Origin of the sequence: Streptomyces durocortorensis, assembly GCF_016901035.1 — a bacterium.
Taxonomy (GTDB): Bacteria; Actinomycetota; Actinomycetes; order Streptomycetales; family Streptomycetaceae; genus Streptomyces; species Streptomyces durocortorensis.
Map to the genome: position 1 here is coordinate 1 of NZ_JAFEUF010000450.1, position 2,393 is coordinate 2,393.

Consider the following 2,393-nt stretch of genomic DNA (forward strand, 5'->3'; position numbering starts at 1 on the left):
TCCCCCTCCCCCCTGCCTGCTCAGGCATGTCTTCAGGAACGCCCATGTCCTCGCGCCCTGGTGCCGCGTGGCCCCTGGTGGCCGTGTTCACCGCCGGTTACCTCGCCTCCTACCTCCTCCCCACCGTCGTCGGCCGGCTCAGCGCCCATCTCGGGCTGAGTCCGGCCCAGGCCGGCCTGGTCGGCAGCGCATTGCTCCTCAGCTCGGCCGGCGCCGGCTTCGCCCTGGCGGGCCGGGTCGAGCGGTTCGGGGCCCGTACCCCCGCCCGCGTCGGGCTGGTCCTGGCCGCCATCGGCTACGGCTGTGCCGCGCTCGCCGGGTCCGTACCGCTGGTGGTGCTCGGCGTCATGGTCGGCGGCTTCGGCTCGGGCACGGCGACGGCGGTCGCCGCGGCCGGCATCGCCGCCCGGCGCGACCCCCACCGGACGTCCTCGCTCGGACTGCTCACCGTCTCCGCCACGGCGGGCGTCCTCTACCTGACCATCCCTCACCTCGGCGGCGGCCACCGGCTTCCATTCGCCGCGATCGCCCTGGTCGCCCTGCTCGTCTGGCCCGCGACCGCCCGGCTCGACGGTGCGCGGACGGCGGAGGGGACCGCCTCGCCGATCACCGGCCGGCTCCCGCACCGCCGCTCCGGGCTCGTCCTTGCGGGCGGCATGCTCGTCTGGTCCATGGCGCAGAACGCGCTGTGGGGCGTGAGCAGCCGCATCGGCCTGGTCCAGGCGGGGCTGTCCGAGGTCACCGTCGGCGCGGTGTTCGCCGCCGCGCTCGGCGCGGGTCTGCTCGGGGTGACGGGCGCCGGACTGCTCGGCGCGCGGCTCGGCCGGGCGGTGCCGATCGGGCTGGGGACCATGGTCATCGCCGCGAGCATCGTGCTCAGCTCGTCGGCCACGGACCTCGGATCGTTCGCGACCGGCGAGATCATGTGGAACACCTTCTACCCGGTGGTCCTGTCCTACCTGATCGGCCTGGCCGCCTCCCTGGACGTACGCGGCCGCTGGGCGGTGCTGGCGGGCTCGGCCTCCTCGGTGGGGGTGGCCTGCGGCCCGCTGCTGGGCAGCGTGCTCTCCGAGGAGGCCGGTTATCCGGCGATGGGGCTGATCCTGGGGGCGGCCACCCTGCTGGTCGCCGCCCCGGTGACCGCCGTGGCGCTGCACACCGGTGGCCGTCCGCTGGTGCCCGGTTCGGTGCGCCGTCGCGGTGGCGCCCCTGCCGCTCTGCTCGCCGCCACCACGGGCGGCGGCCTGTCCGGCGCGGTGCCGAAGCTCGGTTCGCCGGAGCAGGCCGTCACGGAACTCCGCGTACGGCGCAGGCGGCTGGTGCGCAGCGCGATCCGGACGGCCGGTCCGGACGGCGGTTCCGGTCAGTCGAACGCGTACGCCTCGACCTCGGACAGATAGCGCGCCCGGCGCTCCTCGTCGTGGTCGAGGAAGGCCGCCTCGAAGGAGTTGCGGGCCAGGGTGCGCAGCTGCTCCGGGTCCAGGGCGAGCGCGTCGCGGACGGCGTCGAAGTTGTCGCCGGCGTATCCGCCGAAGTAGGCGGGGTCATCGGAGTTGACCGTGCAGAGGAGGCCCGCCGCCATCATCTCCGGCAGCGGGTGGTCGGTGAGCTTGTCGACCGTCCGCAGCCGTACGTTCGAGAGCGGGCAGAGCGTGAGCGGCACCCGGTCGGCGACCAGCCGTGCCACCAGCTCCGGGTCCTCCATGCAGCGCAGCCCGTGGTCGACGCGCTCGACGCCGAGGATGTCCAGGGCCTCCCGGATGTACTCCGGCGGGCCCTCCTCCCCCGCATGGGCCACCTTGCGCAGGCCGAGCGCGGTGGCCGCCTCGTACACCTCGCGGAACTTGGCGGGCGGGTGGCCGACCTCGGCGGAGTCCAGGCCGATGGCGCTGATCCGGTGGAGGTACGGCTTGGCCGCGTCGAGGGTGCCGAGGGCCGATTCGGCGGACAGGTCGCGCAGGAAGCACAGGATGAGCTGGGTGGAGACGCCGTGCGTCTCCTCACTGCGCTCCAGCGCGCGGCCGAGCCCCTCGATGACCGTGCCGATGGGGACGCCCCGCGCGGTGTGGGCCTGCGGGTCGAAGAAGATCTCGGCGTGCCGGACGCCTTGGGCGGCGGCGCGGGCGAGGTAGGCGTCGGCGAGTTCGGCGAAGTCCTCCTCGGTGCGCAGGACGGCCATCAGCGCGTAGTAGAGGTCCAGGAAGGACTGGAGGTCGTCGAACTGGTAGGCGGCGCGCAGTTCTTCGGTGGTGGCGTACGGCAGGGTCACCCCGTTGCGTTCCGCGAGGGCGAAGGCCAGCTCGGGTTCGAGGGTGCCTTCGATGTGGAGGTGGAGTTCGGCCTTGGGGAGGTGCACGGTGTCTCGCAAACGGGGGTGGGGGGTTCTCAGGGGT

The 2,393-nt window shown here is 73.9% G+C and carries 2 protein-coding genes; one reads left to right on the plus strand and one right to left on the minus strand.

Translation table 11 applies throughout. The annotated features are described in order from the left end of the window. The first annotated feature begins 44 nt into the window (after nt 1-44). Nucleotides 45-1,400 carry an MFS transporter gene (locus JS521_RS35285; protein ID WP_205086933.1) on the plus strand — a complete coding sequence of 452 codons (1,356 nt, stop codon included), beginning with the start codon at nt 45-47 and terminating at the stop codon, nt 1,398-1,400. Here JS521_RS35285 and JS521_RS35290 read toward each other — a convergent pair. Beyond that, on the minus strand, nt 1,364-2,356 hold the full coding sequence (locus JS521_RS35290; RefSeq protein ID WP_205086934.1) for an adenosine deaminase: 993 nt from the start codon (nt 2,354-2,356) through the stop codon (nt 1,364-1,366). The genes JS521_RS35285 and JS521_RS35290 overlap by 37 nt on opposite strands. Between the last annotated feature and the right edge of the window lie 37 nt (nt 2,357-2,393).